The organism is Pedobacter jamesrossensis (assembly GCF_042650905.1).
Taxonomy (GTDB): Bacteria; Bacteroidota; Bacteroidia; order Sphingobacteriales; family Sphingobacteriaceae; genus Pedobacter; species Pedobacter jamesrossensis.
In genome coordinates this window covers 1-18931 of sequence record NZ_JBHSBY010000027.1, presented here as the reverse complement: position 1 = coordinate 18931, position 18931 = coordinate 1, and the positions used below count along the sequence as shown (strand labels likewise).

Below are 18931 nucleotides of genomic sequence, written 5' to 3'. Positions count from 1 at the left end.
CACACCAAACGAAGTTATTCTAACAAACCGCTGTATACCGAACGGTACGTACAGTGGTGTGAGAGGACAGATAGGGAAATAATCCCTATCTTCCTACTCGATCTTTAAAAAATAGATTTAATAACCTGGGTTTTGAATTAATTTTTTGTTTGCATCCATCTCTCTTTGAGGGATTGGGAAAACTAAGTTATTTGCATTCCAGGCTATAGAGCCAATATTTGTTTGTGTTCTCTTTGCATCGTGTAAAGCGAAGCCCTCGAAAGCAAGTTCTAATTTGCGTTCATTAAGAATGTCAGCAAGTGTGGCAGTCGTTGTTGTTAATCGTGCTCTGCTTCTCACAACTGCTAAATCTTGTAGAGGTGTTCTGCCTCCCACTGGTGCTGCTGGCGCTAAACGGACGTTGCATTCGGCTCTTATCAGATACATTTCTGATAACCTCATCACAGGAACATTTCCATAAACATTAGCATATTTCGAGGTGTAGATATCACCATCATCATAAAAAGCATTGATACGATCGTCATTGGCGGCATAAGTAGCATCAATCCAGTCTTGAGATATTACAGCGTCACCTCTACCTCCGTAGGTTGAAGATCCGTAAAATTCATTAAAGCCATTAAAGCCAGTTAGAGTTGTAACCTGCATTGCAAAAATATCTTCTGATGAATTAACTCCAGGAGTTGATCCCATTGCAGGAAAGGCATCAATAAATGCAGCATTTAAAGAATAATTATTTGAAGTAATTACTCTATTTGCCGCCGCCGCTGCCGCTGCATAATTACCCATTTGCAAGTATAGCCTTGCTAGCATACCTGCTGCTGCAGATTTGGTTGCGAAAAAACCATTTGTGGCAGGCAATTTAGCCTCTGCGTCTGTTAAATCAGCAATTGCTTGAGTGTAAACTGCTGCAACAGTTGCTCTGGCAACATAGCTAGCGTCGTTTACCTCTGTTGTTGGCGTTAAAACAATGGGTACACCCAGATTGGTTGTAGGGCTTCCGTCATTATATGCCTTTCCGAATAATCTTACCAGTTCAAAATAAGAAGCACCTCTAATAAATTTAGCTTCACCTTCTACTTTATTTTGTTTTGCTGCATCAACTTTATTTATTGCAGATATTACATTATTTGCATCATTTATTGCTGTGTAGCCGGCAGCCCAAACATTATTAACGTAAGAGTTTGTTTTTAAAAGCGATTTGTTAATGGTTTGGGTAAGCTCTTCATAAGTTCCAAACCATTCAATAGCATTAGTATTGGCTAAAAAATCGGCCATTAAAAATGGGCGACCACCATAAAAATTTCTGCTTCCAAATTCTGAGTACGCACCAACTAAAGCAACCTCAACATCCTTTGATGTTAATAGCGCCTTGCTTTGCTCAATTGTATCAACTGGATTTATTTCCAAAGCTTTTTTGCAAGAAGATGCTGAAGCTATAAGGGTTGAAGCAATTATTAAATTATATATATATGTCTTTTTCATAATGATTCTGTTTATAGAATTATAGGCCAATGTTTATACCGAAAGATATTACTCTTGGTTGCGGAGCTGAATAGAAATCTACACCTTGATTAATGTTTGTAGATTGATAATCGGCATTTACCTCTGGATCCCATCCTTTGTAACCTGTAATTGTTGCTAGGTTTTGAGCGGTAGCAAATAACCTAAGTTTACTTAGTTTAAGTTTGCTTAAAACTTCTGGGGTAAATGTGTAACCTAATGTCAGAGTTTTTAAACGGATGTACTTTCCATCAGACAAATATCTAGTAGAGTTACCAACGCCATTGCCATATCCTAAACGAGGCTCAGGAACCTGTGTAACATCTCCAGGTTTATTCCAGTAATCTATTTGGTCTGCTGTTTGGTTGTCATAACCATTAGACGCACTGGCGCTCATATATGACCCACCACCATTATAAATTTTATTACCACTCACTCCTTGTAAAAACACACCTAAATCAAAGTTTTTGAATGAGAATGTGTTGTTTATTCCAAAAGTATATTTTGGATTAGGATTACCAGCAAAAATTCTTTGCGCCAGGTTAATGTCGTTTGTTGTTGTTCTGTCGACGTTACCATTTGCATCAACGGTATTTAGATAATAAGTAGCATCACCATTTGCTGGATTAACACCTGCATATTCTGGAAGATAAAAAACGCCTATTGGTTGACCAGATATGGCCGCATTAATTTCGTTGGTGTTTAAAACCTGACCACCTAAATCAGTAATTTTATTATTGTTAATGGCTGCAGTTAATGCGGTAGACCATTTAAAAGCGCCCACGAAATTTTCTGTATTAATACCCAGTTCATAACCTGTATTGGTTAATTTACCTAAATTCTGAGTTTTTGTTGCAAAACCAGTTGTTTGAGGAATTGGAACATTCAACAATAATTCGGTAGTCTTTTTCTGATAGTAATCGAAAGTTGCTGAAACTCTATTTTTAAGAATACCAAAATCTAAACCAAGGTCTAATTGAGTTGTTTTCTCCCAGGTTAAATCAGGGTTTGCAATTCTTGAAGGTATTTGTCCAGCCAAACCCCCATAAGCTCCAGTACCACTAAATAAACCGCGTGCAGAATAGTTCCCAATTTCTGCGTTACCTGTTAAACCGTAACTTGCTCTTAATTTTAACAAGCTGATTGTCTCGCTGCTTTTTAAGAAATCCTCTTCGGATGCAATCCATGCAAGTGAACCAGCAGGGAAGTAGCCATATTTCTGATTAGCTCCAAAGCGTGAAGAACCATCAGCTCTTACGCTAAACCCGACTAAATATCTATCGTTGTATTTATAGTTAGCTCTAAAGAAATAAGATAGAAAGCTAAATGCACCTTCATTACTTGAAGCAGTAACTTTTGTAGCTGCACTTCCTAGTTTTATGTACGAATCGCTTGGGAAATCCTGACCTTCTATTGTGCTGTATTTGGTTGTTGATTTCTGATAACTTGTTCCTAAAACAGCATCGAAAACACTTTTTTCACCAAAATTTGCTTTGTAGCTAAAGAAGTTATTTGTATTTGCATTTATAACAAACGTAGAAATATTTACACCATCACCATTTGATGTGCCTGTATTTCTGAATGTTAGAGCACCGTAGTAAGCCTCTTCATTTTGATTAAGGTTATCGATTGAAAACTCAGAGGTAAACTTTAAGCCTTTTGCAATGTTAACATTGGCAAAAACTTTTCCAATTGTACGATAAACGGTTGCTTGATAAGAAGCATTTTCAATTCCAATAAACGGATTGTAGTAAACTGGATAATTAGAGGCCACACCAGGTAGGGTTCCACTAATTAAGCCAGAACGTGGGTCGATAAATGGAGTAATTGGAGATAATGCAACAGCTTGTATCGGATTGGAAAACGCATTATCATTTGATAATCTATTGTTTATGCTGTTAGAGAAATTTAAATTAACACCTAGTTCGATAAAATCTGTTACCTTATTTGTTAAGTTTAATCTTCCACTGTAACGTTTATAGCTATTTCCAACAATAATACCTTGTTGATCTAAAGCCTGACCACCAATATAAAATTTAGTTTTTTCGTTACCACCAGTTACATTCAAGTCATATTGCTGGGTAATAGGATTATCCTGAAAAGCCGCCCTTTCCCAATTGGTATTAACCTTATACGTTTGATAATCAGTGTTGCCTGCCGAATACCTAGTTAATCTGTTTTCTACAATTGTTTTATAGTCAGCAATTGCATCTGCTAAAGTAGCATAATCACCATTTAAAAAATCTTGATTAGCTGCACCTTCACCTGCTCTTCTTACTATATTCACATATTGCTCTGCATTCATAAATTCTCTGTGGTTAGATGGCGTACTGATGCCGCCTAATGCACTGAAATTAATCTGACTTTTGCCAACTTTACCTTGCTTTGTGGTAATTAAAACGACACCATTGGACGCCCTCGCTCCGTAAATAGCCGATGCAGAAGCATCCTTTAATACTTCTATGGATTCAATATCATTTGTGTTAATGTCTGCCAAAGCACTTGTAGGTGCTGATGTTCCCGAAAAATCGCCAGAGGTAATCGGAATACCATCCACAATATAAAGTGGTTCGCTACCGGCAGTCACCGATGCTGCCCCCCTTACGCGTACGGTAATACCTTGACCAAGTTTACCATTTTGCGCAGAAATAGTAACACCTGCTGCTTTTCCTTGTAAGGCTTGTTCGAATGAAGTAACTGGAAGATTCTCTAAATCTTTTGCACTCACTGATGATTGTGAGCCTTTTAAATCCCGTTTAGACTGGGTTCCGAAACCCACAACAACCACATCAGATAATGTTGTGTTTTCTTCGTCTAAACTTGCATTTAGAGTAGAGCCTGTAATCGGCATTTCTTTAGTTTTGAAACCGATAAAAGTAAATACGAGAATTTTAGCATTCTGCGAAACACTTAATGTGTAGTTACCCGTAGCATTTGTTTGTGTGCCAGTTGAGGAAGAACCTTTAACGTACACGCTTACTCCAGGAATGGGCTCGCCATTGCCAGAAGTAACTTTTCCGCTAATTACTTTGTCTTGTGCAAAGGCAAAAGCAATTACGCTGAAGGATAAAAAGAAACTTAAAAGTAGTTTTTTCATCAAATTTTGAATTTTAGTTAGTTAATGTTGTTTGTTTAGGGAATGATAGCTCTAATGTAACAAAAATATAGGAATAGCAATTAGGAATGGTCTGTTTATTTTGCATTTCTTCGTTTTTTTTGATAAATTATATAAACAATTACTGTTTTTTTAATGTTTATGCTAAATAAAACCAATGTTTAACATATAATTAATAAAGAAATGGATAAGTTAGAATTAAAAGGAAAGTGGAACGAAATAAAAGGTAAAGTAAAACAAGCCTATGCCGATTTAACGGATGATGATTTAAAACACGAAGAAGGTCAGGATGACGAGTTACTAGGTAAGTTACAGCAGAAAACTGGTAAAGGTCGGGATGAACTTGTAAAGTGGATAAACTCGCTTTAATAAATAACAAGCTAAAAAAACAAAAACAGGCAACTAATTTATTGGTTGCCTGTTTTTGTTTAAAATGAAATTTAGAGTTGTAAGCTAAAATATTTTTTTAGATTTATACACATCCCTCAATTGTTTTTATCCAAATAGAAAAATTGAACTTTATATGAGCAAAGCATTTTTATTGCTGTTTTTATACCTTAGCTTTTTTGCTTTTACAACTATAAAAGCAGAAGATATTAAGCCTGGCGTATCTTTTTATTACCGTCAGCTTGATAATAGAAATGGATTATCGAATAGTTCTATAAATTCTATTTTACAAGATAAAGATCAATTGCTTTGGATTGGAACCTGGGATGGTTTGAATAGATACGATGGAGCCCGATTTAGTGTTTATAATCATAATATAGATAAAGCAGAAAATAGTATTGGAAGCAATGTTATTCAATCGATAAAGGAAGATAATAAAGGTGATATTTGGATAAGCACCATAGGTGGTATTTCAAGATATAATAAAACTACAGGTAAATTCAGTCGATACTTTTACCGGAATACTACAACACAAAAAATCAGGGAAAACGAGTATGAGCTTGTAGTTAGTTCTAAAGGAGATGTTATTTGCTATTCGGCCGAAGGCGTTTTAAGCCGATACAATCCCGAAAAAGATAAGTTTGATGCTTTCCATAAATTTAAACCTAAAGATGGAATAATTAAAATGTGTTTTGCACAAAATGTGCTTTGGTATCTCAATAAAAGGGAAGAATTAATTGCCTCAAATGCAAATATTAATAAGCTTTCGGTTAGCAAAAAGTATAATGCTATTAATGGTATAAGCAATTTTTTTGTATCAAATAATCAGGTTATATATTCATTAAATAATGATAAACATTTTAGAATCGGTACTGATTATAAAAGCGAGCAAATCCGAATTGCAAATAAGAAAATAAAAACAATAGCTTACTATCAATCTAATTATATAATAGCTTGGGAAAATCAAGGCGTAAGTGTTTATGATAAAACCTTTAAAGAAACTTTATTTCTAAAAAACGAAACAAAATCTTTAGAGAATTTAAAAGTTACCGCACTAAACGTTGCTCAAAATAAAGTTTTATGGGTAGGTACAGATGGAAACGGATTAATTCAGATTTATCCAAAAGAAAATTTATTTGGTCTGTTAACCAGAATTAACGGTAATGCAATTAATAAACCCATTCGGGCTTTTGCCGAAGAAAGCGGCAATTTGTGGGTTGGAACTAAAGGAAATGGAGTATTAATTTTTGATAATTTTTGGAAAAAGGGAAATGAAACAATAAAGCCTAAAAAGATTGATTTAACGACAGGTTTAGAAAATAATTCCGTATTTGCTTTAAAACGTGGTAGTGATCAGCTCATTTATATCGGCACCGATGGACAGGGGATTTCCGTTTATGATCAAAAACTAGCCAAAACCATAAATTGGAAAAATATTAAAGGAGCGGCTAAACTACCCGATTTTAAATCGGTTTATACAATAATTCAAGATAAAGATAGCTCTGTTTGGATGGGAACAAGCGGTTACGGCCTGGTTCATCTTAAGCTAAATAGAAATATTGATGGCTCAATTTCGATTAAAAATTTCAAGCAATATTATTCCTCATCGATAGAAAAAAACGGGCCTGCAAACGATATTATTTACGCTTTGGCACAAGGAAAAGATGAGCGCTTGTGGATTGCCTGCAGATACGGCGGCTTGAGTGTTTTAAATAAAAAAACCGGATTATTTAAAACCTATAAAGCTTTTAGCTACGAAGGAAGCTTGTCTCACAGTGATGTTTTATCTCTATTTTACGATAGAAAAAATCGATTATGGATTGGTACAAGTTATGGGTTAAATTACCTTAGTTACTCAGAATCGCTTAAAGATAAACCCAGATTTACCAAAATAACCATGGATAAGGGTTTGCCAAACAATACTATACACGCAATTCAGGAAGATGGTGCGCGAAATATTTGGTTAAGTACCAATAAAGGTTTGGCGAAGCTAAATCCTGCTAATAACAGTATTGCCAATTATCAGGAAAGCGATGGTTTACAAAGCAATGAATTTAGCGATGGAGCAGTTTTAAAAACGTCTAATAACTATTTGCTTTTCGGTGGGATTTATGGTTTTAACTATTTTATGCCAAAATACATTACAGAAAATAACAAACAACCCAATTTGCTAATTTCGGATTTGCAAATGGGAGGGCAAATTTTTCAAAATAACCAGTATTTAATTATTAAATCTAAACAGCAGCAGATAAAAAGTTTTGATTTAGAACGTAAAAGTAATTTTTTTCAGTTTTCATTTAATGCACTCAATTACTTCAATGCGGCTAAAAATGAGTTTGCTTATAAGCTTCAGGGCTTAGATCAGAATTGGCGATATACAGGTACTGATGGAAAAATTGCCTACTACAATATTCCTCCGGGTAAATATGAATTATTAGTTCGTTGGAGTAATGGCGAAGGTATTTGGACAAAGGATATTGTGGCTTTAAAACTTCATGTTAAACAATATTTCTGGCTTACATATCCAGCTTATGCTTTTTATTTACTGCTATTAATTATTGGTGTGTATGCTTTTCATTTATACAGGAAAAATAAACTGGAGATGAAATTTAAGCTCGAAAGAGAATCTCTGTTCAGGCAAAAGGATGAAGAAGAACATCGTCAGCGAATTAACTTTTTTACCAATATCGCTCATGAAATTCAAACTCCCTTAACATTGATTCTAGGCTCTGTTGAACATTTTATGCAAAAGCGAAATATGTTGGATAAGCCGATTGATAAAAATTATTTTCTATCTCTTGTACATCAGCATACCGCACGCTTAACTTACCTCGTTCAACAGCTTCTAGAATTCAGAAGGGCAGAAGCAGGCTATTTAAAACGAAATGATGATTATTTCGACATCAGTAAATTGTTAAATGGTTTAACGCAGTTGTTTATTCCGGCAGCAGAAAAAAACGAACAAAAATTTACCAGAAACATCCAAAATGGAATTGCCGGCTTTATTGATAAGGATAAATTTGAAAAGGTACTTTTTAACCTGCTATCTAATGCCTTAAAACATGCGGGTAAAAAACAGGAAATTGTTTTAAATGTTAATTATGATGAGAAATCCGAAACATTGGAAACCATTGTTTCAAACTCCGGCTGTAAATTGGCAGAGAAAGATTTAGAAGATATTTTTACCGAGTTTCATGTAGGGAAAGAAAATCAGTTCGATAAATTTAGTACAGGTATTGGTCTGGCTTTTACTAAAGAATTAATTTCGGTAATGGATGGAAGCATTACGGTTTCGTTGAAAGATGATTGGATTGCTTTTAGTTTTAAGTTAAAGCTTAAGCAAACAATAGAAGGGAAGGAAAATGAGGTGATTGCTTCAGCGCCATCTTATTTGTTCGAATCAATTTTAAAGCCCTATCAAAATGAAACTGGCGAAACCATAGAGCAAAACAATAAAGCAACTTTAATTGATGACTTACAAAAAATAGCAGAGCATAGTGTTCTCGTTGTTGAGGATGATGCAGCTTTACGTTTCTTAATTAAGAATATTTTAAAGGAGCAATATAATGTTTATGAGGCCGAGAATGGCTTATCTGCAATCGAATTTCTAAAAAATAACATGCCCGATATTATCATTAGTGATGTAATGATGCCCGATATGGATGGGTTGGAACTTTGCAGGTACGTAAAAACCGCTCCGGCTACCTGCCATATTCCGTTTATTATGCTTTCTGCTAAAGGTACCGAAGAAAATAAAACTGAAGGCTATGAAACTGGCGCTGATGCTTATATTCCAAAACCCTTTCATATCAATTATTTGCAAATGCGTGTACGGAAATTACTCGATTACCGGACAAGAATGAACCACTTAATTAAGGATAGAAATATTAACAATCAATTTATTGATGTTGATTTAGAGCAGGGCGATAAGGAATTTTTAAATGCCTTAGTTAAAGCGGTTGAAGATAATCTGGCTGAATCAGATTTAGACGCGTCAAAATTAGAGAACGCTTTATGTATAAGTAAGATGCAATTGTATCGTAAACTTAAAACTTTGGCCGGTATGACACCTTCCGAATTTATAAAAAGAATACGTTTAAAACATGCTGCGGTTTTACTTCAAAACTCTAAGCTTACGGTGTCTGAAATTTTTTATATGACAGGTTTTAACAACAAATCTTACTTCTTTAGGGAGTTTAAAAAGATATACTTTCTAGCCCCTAACGATTACCGCCAAAAGCAGCATGAAGGAAATGCAACTCCCGAAATTTTATAGGTAAAACTGCTTTATTTGTGCTTATTTGCAATAATAGTGAACTAAAATGTTACTATAGTGTACTAAGCTGCAAGCCTGCTGGTCTATATTTGTGTACTAATCAAATATAAATCAAATGAAAAAAAACAGACGTATTTATGCATTGTTGGTTTTCTTGTTTTTAGCCGCAACGGGTTTCACAAGTTACGCACAAACAAAAGTAACGGGAAAGGTTACCGATGAATCCAATCAGCCGGTACCTGGTGTTGTGGTTATGCAAACCAATACACAAAACAAAACATCAACTAATGGAGATGGAGTTTATTCTTTAACGCTTCAAGCTGGAGCTACTCAATCTCTAACATTTAACTATATAGGCTACACCAGTGTAACTTTAGGTACTAACGGTGGTAGCTTAAATGTATCATTAAAACCAAGTTCACAGTCATTAAATGATGTTGTTGTTGTTGGTTATACCTCGCAGAAGAAAGCTTCGATAACTGGTTCTGTAGCAACCGTAAACATGGCTGATTTGCAAAAAACAAGAATAGTAGATGTTGCACAGGCATTACAAGGTCAGGTTGCGGGTGTATTCGTTGCTGCGAACACGGGTGCGCCAGGCGATGGAATTAAACTTAGAATTAGGGGAGAGGGAACATTAGGTAATAACGATGTGCTTTATGTGATAGATGGAGTGCCAACCCGCGATATTTCTTTTTTAAATCAAAGTGATGTAAAATCAATGACGGTTTTAAAAGATGCAGCGGCTGGAGCAATTTATGGTTCCCGGGCAGCGAATGGTGTGGTAATTATCACAACTGTTAATGGCAAAAAAGGTAAGGCAAATATCAATATAGAATATTTTGCAGGCTTTCATCAGGCAACTAATCTGCCAGAAATGCTAAATGCAGATCAATACTTAACAGTTAAAGATAGAGCTTGGCATAATACTTTGGGTAATGCCGCGAATGCAGTTAGCCCTTATCAGGCAGCTAGAAGCAGAACTGATTTAGCAGATACAGATTGGTTAAATGAGCTTTTTGACACGGGTAAATCTAAAAATTTACAGGCATCCGTAAATGGAGGCTCTGATGATGTTCAGTATCTTATATCTACTGGTTATTATAAACAAGATGGTATTGTAGTTCAAGATCATGATGGTTATGAGCGTTTTAATTTTCGATCTAATGTAAATGCAAACGTTACCGATCGTTTTAAAGTTGGTACAAACCTTCAAATTAGTTTTGCTAAACAAGATAAACTATCTTCTAGTGGCGATGTTCCTGGTGTAATTCGCCACGCTTTATTAAGGCCGCCAGTTTTAGGTGTTTATAAGAACGTTACAGATCCTACTTACTCGGCTTCAAATCCTTATACCGATTTACCCTTTTACACCGGAAATAATAACGGTTGGGATAAGAACTTCGAGTTTAGTTCAAACCCAATTGCCATTGTTAATTTTACGAATGATAAAAGAAAAACATTTCAAACTTTTGGAAATATCTATGCTGAATACGCTTTTTTAAGTGATAAGTCTTTAACTTTTAGATCAAGCGTTGGTGTGGATATTAGTTTCTCTCACAATAAAAACTTCGCACAGAATTTTGGCGATGATAATGACAATAACCCTGACGAGCTTTATCCGGGAAAAGGAAGAAATAACAAGCCTAATAATTTAGATGAAAATAGAGGCGAAGTCATGAACTTCACTTTTACCAATACATTAAACTACCAAAAAACTTTTGCAGAAAAGCATAATGTTAATTTCTTGCTAGGTGCCGAAAATATTTCAAGCAAATCATCTGCAATTGGTGGGAGCAGACAGGATTTCGATAAAAGCACATCAGGTTTTCAGTATTTAGATTATGGAAGCTTAACTAATATTTACAATTCTGGTTCAGCAAGCCAATTTAACCTGGTTTCATTCTTCGGTAGTGGAACTTATAATTTCGATAATAAATATTTTGCAACAGCAACTTTAAGGGCAGATGGTTCATCTCGTTTTGGGCCAAGCAATAAATGGGGTTATTTTCCATCAGCATCTGCCGGATGGATGGTTTCTAACGAAGATTTTCTAAAAGATGTTAGCTGGATTTCTGAATTAAAGTTAAGAGGTAGTTGGGGTCAAGCTGGTAATCAGGAAATCCCAAATAACACTTATCAAACCTTAGTTTCAGAATCAGGCGGAATTGTTAATGTAGTGAGATATGGTAATCCTGATGTTAAATGGGAAACTACAACACAAACTAACTTTGGTATCGATTTAGGTATTTTAAAAAATAAGCTTTCATTTACTGCCGATTATTTTGTTAAAAAAACCAGCGATATTTTGTTAACTGTTGGTTTACCAGCAGTATCGGTAGGTGTTATTGATCGTACCTATGTAAATGCAGGCGAGGTAAGCAATAAAGGTTTTGAGTTTGGCTTAAACTTCCAAAATAGAGATCGTGAATTTAAATACGGTATCAATGCCAATATTGCAACGTTAACTAATCGTGTTAACAAATTACAAGAGTTTGTTAAAAACATTAACGATGATCAAACACATACCAGAACCGAAGCAGGAAGCCCTATAAATTCTTATTATGGCTTAGTTTTCGATGGTATTTATCAAACGCCTGCAGAAGTTAACAGCCATCTGTTTTCTAATGCAAACGGTGCTTTACCCGGCGATATTAAGTTTAAAGATTTAAATGGCGATGGACAAATTAATGCCGATGACAGAACCATTATTGGTAATCCAATTCCTAAATTAACGTATGGTTTTGCATTTTCTTCTTCATACAAGAAATTCGATTTCTCTTTCTTAGTACAAGGTGTACAAGGCGTAGATCGTTACAACGATTTAAAACAAATCATCAATTTTGATAGCCGTCCGTTCAATTCAATGACTTCGGTTTTAGATAGCTGGAATGGTCCTGGCACAAGTAATACCTTGCCTCGTTTAACTTTTAATAATAATGGCGGTGGTCAGGTTTCGAGTGTTTTTGTTGAAGATGCATCTTATTTAAGACTAAAAAATATTGAAGTTGGATACACGTTCGATGTAAAAAAGATAGGTGTAAAAAATGTGCGTTTATACGCTTCGGGTCAGAACTTATTTACAATTACAGATTACACAGGTTTAGATCCAGAATCAACTTCATTAATCGATAAAGGAACGTACCCACAATCAAAAGCATTCATTGTTGGTTTAAAAATTAATCTGTAAATCTTTTTTGCAAAAGTATTATGAAAAGAATATTATTTATGTGTCTAGTGTTTTCGTTGATTACATTAGCAGGTTGCAAAAAGCAACTTACTACAGAAGCTGTAGGTTTAACAACTTTAGAACAGGTTAATTCTGCTCCAACTTTAGGTACGGTAGAAAATTCTGTTAATTCTGCTTATCAATTATTATCAAACCGATTAAATATTCTGGCACAATGGGATTGGTCTGGAGGATTAGTTTTTCAAAATGACTTGGTCATGCAGGATATCGCATCGGATGATATGGAGAAAAAATGGAATCCAGATGGCGACCAGCCCTGGATAGATGATGTTAATAATTTCACCTTCACATCTACAAATGGCGGCCCTAACGGATTATGGAAATATGATTATGAAGGGATTAAAAGGTTAAATATTGCCATCGAGTTATTAACTAAATCAGATATCGAAGCGATAACCGGAATTACAACTGCCCGTAAAAATCAATTGTTAGGTGAGGCGTATTTCTTAAGATCTTATTATTATTTCTCTTTAGTAACTAATTTTGGCGATGTACCCTTAATTCTTAAGCCTGTAAGTACGTACCAGGAAGCATTTGATGTTGCCGTAAGAGCAGATAAAAATGTGGTTTGGGATAAAATTAAATCTGATTTAGTTATTGCTAAAGGTTTGCTGCCAAGCTCAAAATATAGCTCAACAACCGAGAAATGGAGAGTGAATAAAGGCTCAGTAATTGCGTTATTAGCTAAAACAGCTTTATATAACGAGAAATGGGCTGATGTTGTTACCAATGTTAATGAGTTGCAATCTTTAGGCTTTTATAGTTTGAACACTAATTATTTTGATAGTTTCAACCAAACTAAAGAATTTGCAGAAAATGAAGTTATTTTCTGTTACGATCATCAAAGTAACCAAAACCCGTTAAAAGGAAACGGTATCTGTGCTCCGCTAGGTTGGGGATTCTTTGCGCCAAGTACCGATTTTTTAAATGCTTTTGAGGCAAACGACCCAAGGAAACTATACACTGTTGATGTTCCAAATCAAAATGTAAATAAACTTTTGGGTAGTATAAACGGCTCTAACAAAGGAAACGACGACGCAGCGAACAATAAAATCTACATAAGATATGCTGATGTTTTACTTTGGAAAGCGGAAGCACAAAATGAATTAGGTCAGTATGCCGATGCAGTCGCAATTATTAATCAGATAAGAGCTAGAGCAAGAACAAGTGTAAGTGCTTTGGGTGTTTTACCTCCGGCTGGTACATTGCCAGATAGAGCTGCATCAACCGACAAAGCCACAATCAAAAACTGGTTAATTTCAGAACGTAGGGTAGAATTAGGTTTCGAATCTCAAAGAATGCTGGATCTTAAGCGTTGGAAATTAGCTAAATCAGTTATGGTATCAAAAGGTAAAAACTTTTTGGATAAACATTATTTATATCCTTTACCACAGGCAGAGGTTGATGCATCTGCAGGTACTTTAGTACAAAACCCAGGCTATTAATTTTTAAGCCATTGTTGTTTGTGGAGTTTAAGTTCTGCGAACAGCAATGCTTGCAAATATTATTAAATCTATTTCTCAAGCTATTTTTAAATAGTATTGAAATTGTATTCCCTAAAAATTATGACAGATACTGCTAAAAGATTTTCTCAAAACCCAATATTATCGCCAAAAGATTTAGCTCCGAGCCGCGAAGGATTAGAAATTGCTTGTTTATTAAATCCAGGTGTTTTTACCTTTCAAAATAAAACCTGGTTATTAATCCGAGTGGCAGAAAGACCAAAACAAAAAGAAGGAATAATTTCTTTCCCGGTTTTAAATGGTGATGGAATTGAAATCATTGAAATAAAGGAGAATGATCCTGATTTGATTGCTGATGATCCACGAGTAATTAACTACAAAGGCGCTGATTATTTAACAACGCTATCTCATTTAAGATTGGTTTGTAGCGATGATGGAATTAATTTTTATCAACCAGAGGGATACCCTTTACTTCAAGGCGAGGGTGCCGCAGAAGCTTTCGGGATTGAAGATTGCCGTGTGGCTTTAATTGATGGGACATACTATTTAACTTTTACAGCAGTTTCGGCAGGTGGTGTTGGGGTTGGTATGCGAACCACAAAAGATTGGAAGACTTTCGAAAAACATGGAATGATTATTCCGCCACACAATAAAGATTGTGCTGTTTTTGAAGAAAAAATTAATGGTAAATTTTATACGCTTCACCGTCCGAGTAGCGTCGATTTGGGTGGAAATTATATCTGGTTGGCCGAATCGCCAGATGGTATTCATTGGGGAAATCATAAATGTTTAATCAAAACCCGTAAAAACAATTGGGATAGCAGACGCGTTGGGGCTGGCGCAGCACCAATTAAAACAGATAAAGGTTGGTTAGAAATTTACCACGGTGCAAATGCCGAACATCAATACTGCTTAGGTGCATTTTTAATGGATTTGAATGATCCATCTAAAGTTTTAGCACAAACAGAAGAGCCAATTATGAAACCAATAGCAGAATATGAATTGTCGGGCTTTTTTGGTCAGGTTGTTTTTACAAATGGACACCTTATTAATGGCGACGAATTAACGATTTATTACGGAGCAGCAGACGAGTTTGTTTGTGGTGCAAAATTCTCTATTACAGCAATTTTATCTCAATTAAAATACAGCCATGCTGAATAAACTAAAATCAGAAATTACACATTTCAAAAACCAATCATATAACTTTAGAATATTAACACTTACGAATTTAATATATAGTGTTGTACTTCCTGTTATCGATATTTTTGTTGCCGCTTACGTAATGCGAAGTTCGAACGACCCAACAAAAGTTGTAATTTACCAACTTACCATTTATACGGGTATTCCAATTACATTTTTTCTAAATGGCTATCTGCTTAGCAAATTTTCTATTAAAACATTATACTCTTTAGGGATGATGTTAAGCGGTGTTTCCATGATGGTAATGATGTCGCTAACTACTTTGGATAACACTGGAATTGGAATTGCGGGTTTAATCATGGGTATGTCTTTCGGTTTCTACTGGGCGAATAGAGATTTCCTTGCATTAGCCATTACAAATGACGATAATAGAAATTATTATTACGGCTTGGAAACTTTTTTTTATACCATAATTGCGGTGGTAATTCCGGTTTTAATTGGTTGGTTTATCGAGTTTAATGCCGTTGATGGAAACGCACATCTTGCATATAAAATTGTAACGGGTTTGGTTTTTATTGTAACCATTCTGGCTTCGATAATGTGCTTTAGAGGAGATTTTACTAATCCAACTGAAAAGAAGTTTGTTTACTTTAAATTCGATCCATATTGGTACAAACTACTTAGATTGGCAACTTTAAAAGGCTTAGTGCAAGGTTTTCTGGTTACTGCGCCAGCCATGTTAATTATGCTATTGGTTGGTAAAGAAGGCGCATTAGGAACAGCACAATCTATCGGTGCTATAATTGCAGCTGTAGCCATGTACATTATCGGTCGAAATACCTCTCCAAAGCATAGGCTATATGTTTTCGGTGCAGGTCTGTTGCTTTTCGCAATTGCAGCAATCATTAACGGGATTCTGTATAGTAGCTTTGGCGTAATCCTATTTATGCTGTTTTTATTGCTTGCAAAACCCCTGTTAGATTTGGCTTACTTTCCGATACAGTTTAGCGTTATAGATATTCTACGTAAAAAAGAAAAACGTAGCGAATTTGCCTATATCCTAAATCATGAGGCCGGTTTGTATATTGGCCGTTTAACCGGAGCAGGTACATTTTTAATTTTGGCATATTGTTTCTCGGTAGAAATTGCAATGCGTTATGCTATTGTTATTGTTGCTATTTTGCAACTGGCATCTTATTGGGTAGCTAAGGATATTATTAAGCAAGGTAAGATTGAAAATATTGAAGAAGCTCCAGCTTTGAGTAATGAAGAACCAGGGATGATTGCCCCATTTACTAACTAATAAAAATTTAGAAACTATTTAAAATGATGTGTAGATTTTATTAAGGTACATGGAGATACCAATGCTATTAAGTTAAGGAGAAAACAAAAACATTTGTCCTTCGAATCTGCTCATACAGACAACTCAATTAACTTAAATAATGGCATTGATAGAAACACACACCTTGGCAATAGCCATAGAATGTGTCTTCATGTTCCATAAAATTAATTACAGTTGAAATTTAAACAGTTTCTTATAAACAGGTCCTTATGAGATTTAATTTTAAAATACTTTTCGCATTTATACTTTCAGGTAGCTATAGTTTTTCTCAAGCTCAGATTAAGCAACTAAAGCTAAGTAGGGTAGAAGAAATGGCAAATTTACCTCAGCCGTTAAAAATTATCGATTGGAGATTAATGGCACAGAATTTTGATAAAACCATTTACGATTTTAAAGCCAAAGGTGAATATTGGCCAATGGTTTGGATAGATAGTACAAACAAAAATTTCGACCAACCTGTTATTGGTATGTATACCGCCGTGGGCGATGTTAGGCAAGGAAAACAACACAATAAAGGGATGTTTCATGAAGCGCTAGCTAATATGGGTTCGGTTTTAGGCGCAAGTTTAATCGGAATTGATAAGAGTAAACAAAACGGTATAAACTACGCCGCAATGCTGAAAAATTATTTTAATCAGGATACCAAATGGAATATCATGATGAATAATACCGCACCAGAAGTTGCGCTTTTAGGCGGTGGTTATGGCAGAGATTGGTGGTATGATGTTTATCCAAACGTATTATTTTATGCCATTTATGAAAAATATCCTAATGAAAAGGATTTTGACTGGATTGCAAAAAACATTGCAGAGAAATTTTACAAAGCCGATTCTATCTTAAAAGGAGATTATAATTATTCTTACTTCGATTATGCACAAATGAAGCCAATGAAAAACCAGATTTGTGCGCAGCAAGATGCGGCGGCAGGGCATGCCTGGGTTTTGTATGCTGCTTATAAAAAGTTTGGCGATAAGCGTTATTTGCAAGGTGCTATTAGTGCAATGACAGCTTTAGAAAGCAATGAAATTAATCCTACCTATGAATTATTAATGCCCTTTGGTGCTTATTTGGCTGCCAGGATGAATGTGGAGCAAGGAACCAATTTTGATGTTCAAAAGCTTTTAGGCTGGACATTTGATGGTACAGCTGTTTGTCGCGAAGGTTGGGGCGTTTTAACTGGGAAATGGAATGGTTACGATATTTCTGGCGTTGTTGGCAGTACAGTTGACCACGAAGGTTATGGGTTTTTGATGAATACTTTTGATGCGGCCTGGCCTTTGATTCCAACGGTTAGATACGACCCGGCTTATGCAAATGCAATTGGTAAATGGATGTTGAATGCTGTAAATGCTTCACGATTATTTTATCCGCAGTATGCACCAAAAGAACATCAAACTATACCGCAATTTGCACAAGTTACAAAGGGTGTTATTGCTTATGAAGGTTTTGCTAAAAGCTCAACATTCGATTCGCTTTATACGGATTTAAAAGGACCAGTTGCACAAGGTGATGGGCCGAAATGGGTGCCTGGAAAAAATCCTGAAGTTTCTCAGTTTAGCGTTTATGGAAGTGGTCATGTTGGTATTTTTGGCGCAATTGTAGAAAAAACAGATATAGAAGGTATTTTGAAATTAGATGTTTTAGCCACAGATTTTTATAGAAATAAAGCTTACCCAACTTATCTAATTTACAATCCGTATAATCAAAGTAAAACCATCAATTATAAAATAAAAGGAAGTAAAAGGGTTGATTTGTACGATGCGATTGCGCAAAGAATTTTAGCTAGAAATGTTTCAGCAAGCGCTAAGTTGATCGTTAGTAATGGCAATTCTGTTTTAATTGTAGAAACACCAACAGGTAGTAAAATAACTAAAGTAAATCACAAATTATTGGCAAACGGTATTGTTATTGATTATAAAAAGAAATAGCGTTATAAGCTACCCATTTCGTCATTTCGTAGCGGAGAAATCCTGTTTTCCGCACTGGGACACCCAAGATTAAAACATAAGTCTTAGAATTGAATATTTGAAAACAAATTTATTAAAAAAGGCGTTTAGCAAATTCTCAGGGGCTCAAATTTACTTGGGACACCTAACCGCGGAAAACAGGAAATAGCGTTATAAGCTACCCATTTCGTCATTTCGTAGCGGAGAAATCTTTGTCATTTTTATTTCCATGGTTTTTGTCTTCACAAAGCGTTATTAAGTTGTTTCGTTCTGTGAGGACACAGACCGAGGAACAAAATTTGGATTATTCGGGGGATTTATACGGCTAAATTAAATGGTTAAGCGGCAAAGTTCTGCTTTGATTGAGGACGGATATAAACTTGATAAATAACAAAACCACCCCCAAGCCCCAATGTCATTAACTTAAGGGAATCATAGGGTAAGGAACTGTAAAAACAGTTCCTTTGTGCTTCGAAACAACCCCCATGACATCAACAAACATAGAAATAATC

9 protein-coding genes are annotated in these 18931 nt (G+C 35.3%); 7 read left to right on the top strand and 2 right to left on the bottom strand.

Annotated elements, in window-relative coordinates:
• Nucleotides 1-117: 117 nt before the first annotated feature.
• Complete coding sequence (locus tag ACFOUY_RS04420) at nt 118-1482, bottom strand: RagB/SusD family nutrient uptake outer membrane protein (protein WP_378959248.1); 1365 nt, start codon at nt 1480-1482, stop codon at nt 118-120.
• A gap of 19 nt (nt 1483-1501) precedes the next feature.
• On the bottom strand, nt 1502-4597 hold the full coding sequence (locus ACFOUY_RS04415; RefSeq protein WP_378959247.1) for a SusC/RagA family TonB-linked outer membrane protein: 3096 nt from the start codon (nt 4595-4597) through the stop codon (nt 1502-1504).
• 201 nt (nt 4598-4798) lie between these two features.
• Between ACFOUY_RS04415 and ACFOUY_RS04410 the strand changes: the two genes are divergently transcribed.
• The 7 genes from ACFOUY_RS04410 to ACFOUY_RS04380 all read left to right on the top strand — a co-directional run bounded on the left by ACFOUY_RS04410 (nt 4799) and on the right by ACFOUY_RS04380 (nt 18401).
• A complete protein-coding gene (locus tag ACFOUY_RS04410; protein WP_029276197.1) occupies nt 4799-4984 on the top strand; it encodes a CsbD family protein in 186 nt (61 codons plus the stop codon).
• A 154-nt stretch (nt 4985-5138) separates the two neighbouring features.
• A complete protein-coding gene (locus tag ACFOUY_RS04405; RefSeq protein ID WP_378959246.1) occupies nt 5139-9278 on the top strand; it encodes a hybrid sensor histidine kinase/response regulator transcription factor in 4140 nt (1379 codons plus the stop codon).
• A 115-nt stretch (nt 9279-9393) separates the two neighbouring features.
• Complete coding sequence (locus tag ACFOUY_RS04400) at nt 9394-12468, top strand: SusC/RagA family TonB-linked outer membrane protein (RefSeq protein WP_378959245.1); 3075 nt, start codon at nt 9394-9396, stop codon at nt 12466-12468.
• A 20-nt stretch (nt 12469-12488) separates the two neighbouring features.
• Nucleotides 12489-13973 carry a RagB/SusD family nutrient uptake outer membrane protein gene (locus tag ACFOUY_RS04395; protein WP_378959244.1) on the top strand — a complete coding sequence of 495 codons (1485 nt, stop codon included), beginning with the start codon at nt 12489-12491 and terminating at the stop codon, nt 13971-13973.
• 120 nt (nt 13974-14093) lie between these two features.
• The gene (locus ACFOUY_RS04390) at nt 14094-15152 is read left to right on the top strand and encodes a glycoside hydrolase family 130 protein (RefSeq protein WP_378959243.1); all 1059 of its coding nucleotides are present in this window, start codon (nt 14094-14096) and stop codon (nt 15150-15152) included.
• Complete coding sequence (locus ACFOUY_RS04385) at nt 15142-16434, top strand: MFS transporter (RefSeq protein ID WP_378959242.1); 1293 nt, start codon at nt 15142-15144, stop codon at nt 16432-16434. Before ACFOUY_RS04390 ends, ACFOUY_RS04385 begins: the two co-directional genes overlap by 11 nt.
• Nucleotides 16435-16682: 248 nt before the next feature.
• The gene (locus tag ACFOUY_RS04380) at nt 16683-18401 is read left to right on the top strand and encodes a hypothetical protein (protein WP_378959241.1); all 1719 of its coding nucleotides are present in this window, start codon (nt 16683-16685) and stop codon (nt 18399-18401) included.
• Nucleotides 18402-18931: the final 530 nt, after the last annotated feature.